Below are 6345 nucleotides of genomic sequence, written 5' to 3' on the forward strand. Positions count from 1 at the left end.
CTCCCAGTCCGGAGATCAGGACAACCGGCTCGCCGGCGCCCCGATCAAGCGTGAAGATATCGTCAAGCAAGGCCCAACCTCACGTCAGTTTTTGGTGTAAGCGAATACGCCGTTGCCAGCGCTTTCGATCTGTGCGATGTTCTCCGGGCGATCAAACGGCTCCGGCGCGGTTTCACCATGGGCGCGCGGCCGTCCCACCTCGCGGAAGAAAGTCTCCAAGCCACTCGGTGTCATGAACCACACCCAGTGAAGATCGGTGTCCCCGGTGTTCACGAATGTGTGAGAGTTGTGCTTGCCCAAGAACAGCGTGACGCCGGGCTCAAGTTTGTACTCTTCGCCGTCGACGATGGCCGTCCCCATGCCRGAGACGAAATGGAGGATCTCCTCATTGGCCGGGTGAGCATGCTCACGAACGCGACCGCCTTGCGGCAACGTTTGCGTGCCCATCGCAAGATCGCGCTGCATCTTGGTCAGTCCTGGCGCGACGACTACTGATACATGGCCGTTAGCCGGCTTCGGCTGCCAGTAGCTCACTTCGGTTTGACGGCTGAAGTAGTAGACAACCCCCTTCTCTTGGGCGGCTTGCTGCTGATTCGTGGTGTTGGTCAACGGTTTTCTCCTGAGAGACAGTTTGTCGTGGCCCACCTAGCGTGGTTCACGGAAATGTAATCCATTACATTTTTTATCGGCGTTTGGCTGTTCGGAATGGACTGCTGAGCACGACATTTGGGGGGCGCGCCAACCACCTCCGAACAGCGGTCCGACTGGTTTCTATTGCTTCAATGCGAGAGCAGGCAAGATGCGCTTGAACTGATCGCTCTCTTTGGACATCAGTGCCTTGAACTCTGGCGCATCGACATACGCAAGTGTCATGTGCAAGTTCTTGACCGCGTCTTRCATGGACGGCTCCCTGGCTACATCTGCCGCGAGCGCGCGGAGCTTGGCCACCACGTCTGGTGGCGTGGACTTGGATACGGCGATACCCCGCCACACCCCAACCGAAAGATCGATGGCTTTGTCCTTCAGCGTGGGCACCTGCGGGATTTCCGGCATGCGCTTGTCGGCCATGACAGCCAACGTTTTCAGCTTTCCAGCGGCCACATACTGCCTCAACTCAGCGTAGGGTACGGTGGTCGCTTCAACCTGCCCGCCGAGCAGGCCAAGGATCGCCGGTGCATTGCCTTGATACGGGACGTGTGTAAACGTCGCACCGATCTTCTGCCCGAGCGCTGCCGCCGCGACATGGCCGATAGAGCCATTACCTGCGTTGGACACGGTCACCTTGCCTGGATTTGCCTTGGCGTAGGCCACAAATTGCTCGAGGGTGTTCCATGGTGCATCGGCTCGAACCGTAACCGAGGTCGGGTCGGAACTGAATTGGGCGATGGGCTGGAAGTCTTCGTAGGTCACCTTCCCAATATCCAGCAGCGGGAGCGTGAGCAACTCGGCGAACACCATGGCCACACGGTAGCCATCGGCCTGCCCATTCACGACGTAAGAGAGCCCGATGGATCCACTCGCCCCGGGTTTATTGATTACGGTGATTGGCTGTGGGAAGTGTTTCCTTGCCGCGTCTGCAAACGCACGTGCCATCGAGTCGGTTCCGCCACCCGGCTGAAACGCAACAACGAGTTCGACGGGGCGGCTCGGATAAGCATCAGCCGCGCCTGCAGAGGCGGAAAGAAATGCGATCGAAGCAAGCATCGCCGAAAGAACGGCGCGGGGAGACGATTTCATAGGACTACCTTCCTTCCTGACAATTTAGATGCCACACATAAGAAATGGAAACGGACTGACCCTCCGTCACGACGAGAAGCCGGTTAGGCACAAATCAGACCTCATCAGGTGCCGTAATGTAATCGATTACAAATAAGGGAGAACCGATGTGCTCAAAAAGCAGCTTCGGCCCCTGCTATGCCGCAGATCTCCTCCACCAGAATCTTAGGGTCCCGGCAAATCTATGTAAAGGATTACATTCCTAGGATTAACCCTGCCGCAGACCGAAAGGCAAGGAGCGTTCCACGTCAGATTGCAAAAAAAGCGCCTTAAAGAATGCTTTTCCCATTCCACAATCTGGCGTATGTCACATCGGATAGGGGAAAGCACCAAACCAGTGCAAAAAAGAGAATCCCATGTGGGGCGAGACGAGGTGGGAGTCATCAAGCGACGTCATTGGCGCCGGCAACGGATCAGCGGGTGGAAAGCTTCTTTGAGCGAGGAGCGGCGACGGACTCCCGAACCACCAGATTGGCGTGCATCTCAGACGGCAGCGGCTTGCGCGAGTGGCGAAGCGCGTCCAGCAATGCCTCGGCACTTCGGCGGCCCATTTCTTCGGCCGGAACCGAGATCGTCGTTAGCGCGGGTTCGAGCAAGCGTGCAAAGTCCAGGTCATCGTGACCCACGATCGTCATGTCGTCGGGTACGCGGTATCCTGCCTTTCGGCACTCGGCAATAGCACTAAATGCGAGCACATCGCTGTTGCATATGATCGCCGTCGTCTCTGGCGCATCGGCAAGCAGGCGGCGCGTAGCAGTCGATCCAAACGCCATGCTGTAGCCGCCTTGACTCTCCAGGATGAGGGGTTCACCCTTCAGCCCAGCGTCGCTAAGGGCATCGGCGAAGGCCTTTTTTCGTGCTATCTGCCGATCATTTCCTTGTGACGGGCCGGAAAGCATAGCGACATGGCGGTGCCCTATCTGGAGCAAGTATTCCACCGCGCGCCGTGTCGAAACGTAGTTGTCAAATCCGATGGAAGCGAAAGGTTCGTCCTGCAGGAAGGAAAAGGTCGTGACCACCGGGAGGTCGATACTGAGCAGATACTCAACCAATTGCAGATCGTCGATCCGCCCGACAACCAGCAAGGCTTCCGCACCACGCTCAACTAGCTGTCGAACCGGTTGGTAGAGCTTGGTATTGTCGAAACCCGCACTCAGGATGAAGACCATCTGGCCCTCTGCTGCCATGGCAGCCTGAAACGCGTTGATCATGCTGGCGTAGATCGCATAGTCAAGCGTTGGGATGACTGCGCCCACAATATGACTTCGACGTGTGCGCAGCGCTTTCGCGGCCGGATTGGGGACGTAGCCAAGCCTTTCCGCAACCGCGATCACATGCTTGCGAACATCCTCGCGTACGGCGTCAGGGATGTTGAATGCACGCGAAACGGTTGCAACAGACACGCCCGCAGCCTTAGCAACATCCGCCAAACGATTTGGTATCCGATCCTTGCCCGACAAGAGATAACCCCGAAAGTAATCGATTTCATATCATACCGGACCCACGACCGAACACGGCGCGCTGTCGTGACACTTGCTGCACTCGCCGCCAAGCGGGACGCTGCTAGCGTGTCGCAGGTCGTGACGGAAAAGTGGCTATACGGCCTCACCCGGATCGGGCTCCAAAGCTACACCATGCGTCCATTCCGGCACATTGATGTAATAGCGCACCGCTTTGCCCACACCGTGGCTCCACAATTGCCCGCCCGTGACCATCTCCGAAAGGTCGCGTGTAGCCGTGGCCTTTGAGACGCCGGTCATCTTCATGTACTTCTCAGCGTTCAGGCCGCCCAGGAAGCCACCGTCCCCGTCGTCGAGAAGGCGCTGCAGCACCTTGCGCTGCCGCTCATGAATCCCGCTGCCCTCATACTTCTCCCAAAAGCGCCTCTTCTTGATCGACTGGTCGATGACCTGGCTCGCGGCATGGCATGCCGCCGTGCATTGGCGCGCAAACCACTGCACCCACGACGTCACGTCGGCGTCACCACACTGAGCTTGATTGAGGGCGTCGTAATATGCCGAGCGCGAGGTCAGTAGCTGCCGCGAAAGACTGTAGAAGCGCACCGGTTGTCGCAAATGCTGCGCCATGGCCATGTCAACGATGGCCCTCCCAATACGGCCGTTGCCGTCCTCAAACGGGTGAATGCTCTCGAACCATAAGTGCGCAATAGCGGCCCGAGCGAAGCCATCGATCAGCTTGCTGCCGGACGTCAACGGCGAGGCCTGCGCTGGCGAGGACTCAGCAAACCATGCGAGGAAGCGCGTCATCTGCGCCGGCACGTCCTTTGATGGGGGTGCCTCGTAATGCACCAGCTCACGGCCTGGCGGACCGCTTACGATTTGCATCGGATCGTCATGGTCGCGGTATCGGCCGACGGCGATTCGGTGGATGCCGGACGTGCCACCGGGGAATAGCGCAGATTGCCAGCGGTACAAGCGGTCATTATCCAGGGGCAGATCAAACGCTGTTGTGGCATCGCTGATGACCCCAACCAGGCCATCGACATGGCGGTCGGTGGGCCCGGACGTCGCCAAGCCAAGCCGCCTCATCACGGACGAGCGGACAACATCGAGCGACAGGCGCTCCCCCTCAATGGCGGCCGTGGCCACCACCTCATCGGATAGCGCATCCAGCGCGACCTGGCTGGTACTTCCAAGGCCAATGGCCATGGCCTTGCCTTCGACGACACCGTGCATCCGGTAGGCCTCCGCCAAGTCAGGCGCGATCATCTGCGCGTCATAGGTGAAGTCAGGCCATTCTGCGCGGCGCCAGATCCAGGAAGAATTCGTGCTCATGAGCCGCATTCTGCCATATTCGGCTCACATAGTGCGCCGCTTTTCAAGATTTGCGGCTCACCGGCACGCGGCACGCCGCGGCTGGCACGCTGGCGCCGACCTGGTGGCCTACTGCTCTTCGACCTTTTCGTGGCGGGCGCCCGGGACTTTCGCGCGCAGCCGATCGAGAAGCGCAAGGTCGCGCTGCACCCGATGCTGGGCGAGACGCCGCCGGCCGGCCTACTCTACGTGGCGACGGTAGATGATGGGGAATGGCTCTATGGCAACGCCCTCGCGCTGAAGCTGGAGAGCATCGTGGGAAAGCGCGCTGTTTTACCGGCTGCTCGACGCGAAGGCGGGCAGCCACGCAGAACGTGAGCTAGAAGACCAGGTAATCGCGGCCAAACGTGAAGCCGATCGCCTCGAGCAGATCGCCCGCGCGATTTGGGCGCGCGAGCACTGTCAGGGGCGGGTGAGTGGGAGCGCCTAGGAGATGATCATGCTTGATCCCGGCGAATGGAAAGCACGCGTGATTGCCCTGCGCGTCACCTTTTGCCCGTCCTGCGAGTCCACCAAGGAGACGCTCGGCGCGTGCGCGGTGGGGGCGATGACAATCCATCGGGAATACGTTTGCGAGAGCCGCTAGTACGCGTTTTCGTGGCTTTKTTCGCTACAGGCTTATGACCCACCTAGCGCGCCACCGGCGCGCGAGTCAAGCCTTGGGGGACGGTCCGCCGCCACCATTCCGCACATCCCGTTTCAAGCAGCGGCGGTCTTTTGGCTCGAGGGAATCAGCAACCACTTCATCGACGCTGCGTCCTGACCTCGTGCTCGGGATCCGCCAGCCGCTTCCCCTGCTCCGTGACTCTTCCCTTCGTCGGCGGGGTACTGAATTTGATGCGGTGCACCATAATCAATACCGGCGACAGACTGACCCCGTTGCCAATCCTCGTGGGTGTAGGCGCTTTCACCCTGCCGCCTACACCCTCTTTTTCCTCCGACCTTCACAGTCCCCGACTACTGCCGCTCGCCACGGGGCCTTGCGGTGATCCATTCAACGCGTCGTAACCCCGCTCGCAGGCTTGGCCGGCGAACCGGGCGGCGTCAGCGTATCCAGCCAGGGCTCCCGCGCGCTGGTCAGCCCGGCTGAGCACGTCGGCGAGCACTCCGAGGGGATCGCCGGCTGCCGGGCCCGGGCCGGAAGCGGCGGGATTGCCGGCGGCGCGACCGGCGGCAAGTAGCCCTGCGACCCGCTGGCGCAGGCGGACTAAAACAACAAACTGCGCTAGCGTGGTTGGGTTGGCCGGCACGTTCTTGTGGCTGCCGCACTGGCTATCCGTGAGGGTCCGCGCCGCGGGAACGGATTGTGCCCATCGATCGGCAGAACCTCACCAAACCTCACCTCGTGCCGTTGCGCATCCGCTGGCGGAGCCGCTTGACGTACCCCAATCGCAGCCGCGAAGGATGCTCTCAGGTACCCTTTGAGTTTGGCGCCCACACGCAGTAGAGGCTTGAACGTCTTATTCGACCAGGTAGAACTCCCTTGATACCAGAGTTAAATGGAACCAGGGCTGGCGCAAGGACGGCCCATTAGCGTCACACACTGAGCATGAACTGCAGACTGCGTAGGCTTGCTGCGCGCTCAGGACTCCATACACCGGGCGCGTGACGCCTCGTCAGCATCCGCAGCGTCTTCGGAAACAGGCCGATTCTGCAGGCGGCTGTGCATGGCCTCGCAGACGCGCTCAGGAATGAGCAAACGCCGCCAGACCGGCGGGCTCAAGCTGCGCAGAGC

The 6345-nt window shown here is 60.3% G+C and carries 7 protein-coding genes; 2 read left to right on the top strand and 5 right to left on the bottom strand.

Going from position 1 to position 6345, the window contains the following annotated elements; all coding sequences use genetic code 11:
- Nucleotides 1-84: 84 nt before the first annotated feature.
- From AC1DO7_RS38485 to AC1DO7_RS38500, 4 genes are all read right to left on the bottom strand, one after another.
- Nucleotides 85-609, bottom strand: a complete 525-nt coding sequence (locus AC1DO7_RS38485) for a cupin domain-containing protein (protein WP_441623352.1) — start codon at nucleotides 607-609, stop codon at nucleotides 85-87.
- A gap of 162 nt (nucleotides 610-771) precedes the next feature.
- Nucleotides 772-1737 (bottom strand): Bug family tripartite tricarboxylate transporter substrate binding protein, encoded by a 966-nt coding sequence (locus tag AC1DO7_RS38490; protein ID WP_477117361.1) that lies wholly within the window; start codon nucleotides 1735-1737, stop codon nucleotides 772-774.
- A 452-nt stretch (nucleotides 1738-2189) separates the two neighbouring features.
- A complete protein-coding gene (locus AC1DO7_RS38495) occupies nucleotides 2190-3236 on the bottom strand; it encodes a LacI family DNA-binding transcriptional regulator (protein ID WP_441623348.1) in 1047 nt (348 codons plus the stop codon).
- 135 nt (nucleotides 3237-3371) lie between these two features.
- Nucleotides 3372-4571, bottom strand: a complete 1200-nt coding sequence (locus AC1DO7_RS38500) for a Fic family protein (protein WP_441623346.1) — start codon at nucleotides 4569-4571, stop codon at nucleotides 3372-3374.
- A 129-nt stretch (nucleotides 4572-4700) separates the two neighbouring features.
- Between AC1DO7_RS38500 and AC1DO7_RS38505 the strand changes: the two genes are divergently transcribed.
- Entirely contained in the window at nucleotides 4701-4928 is a 228-nt protein-coding gene (locus tag AC1DO7_RS38505; RefSeq protein WP_441623344.1) for a DNA ligase-like domain-containing protein, read from the top strand.
- 121 nt (nucleotides 4929-5049) lie between these two features.
- Nucleotides 5050-5196, top strand: coding sequence for a hypothetical protein (locus tag AC1DO7_RS38510; RefSeq protein WP_441623342.1), 147 nt, complete (start codon nucleotides 5050-5052; stop codon nucleotides 5194-5196).
- A gap of 358 nt (nucleotides 5197-5554) precedes the next feature.
- Here AC1DO7_RS38510 and AC1DO7_RS38515 read toward each other — a convergent pair whose 3' ends face one another.
- The gene (locus AC1DO7_RS38515) at nucleotides 5555-5860 is read right to left on the bottom strand and encodes a DUF2514 family protein (RefSeq protein ID WP_441623340.1); all 306 of its coding nucleotides are present in this window, start codon (nucleotides 5858-5860) and stop codon (nucleotides 5555-5557) included.
- Between the last annotated feature and the right edge of the window lie 485 nt (nucleotides 5861-6345).

It is taken from the genome of Cupriavidus sp. 05N40, from assembly GCF_056397305.1.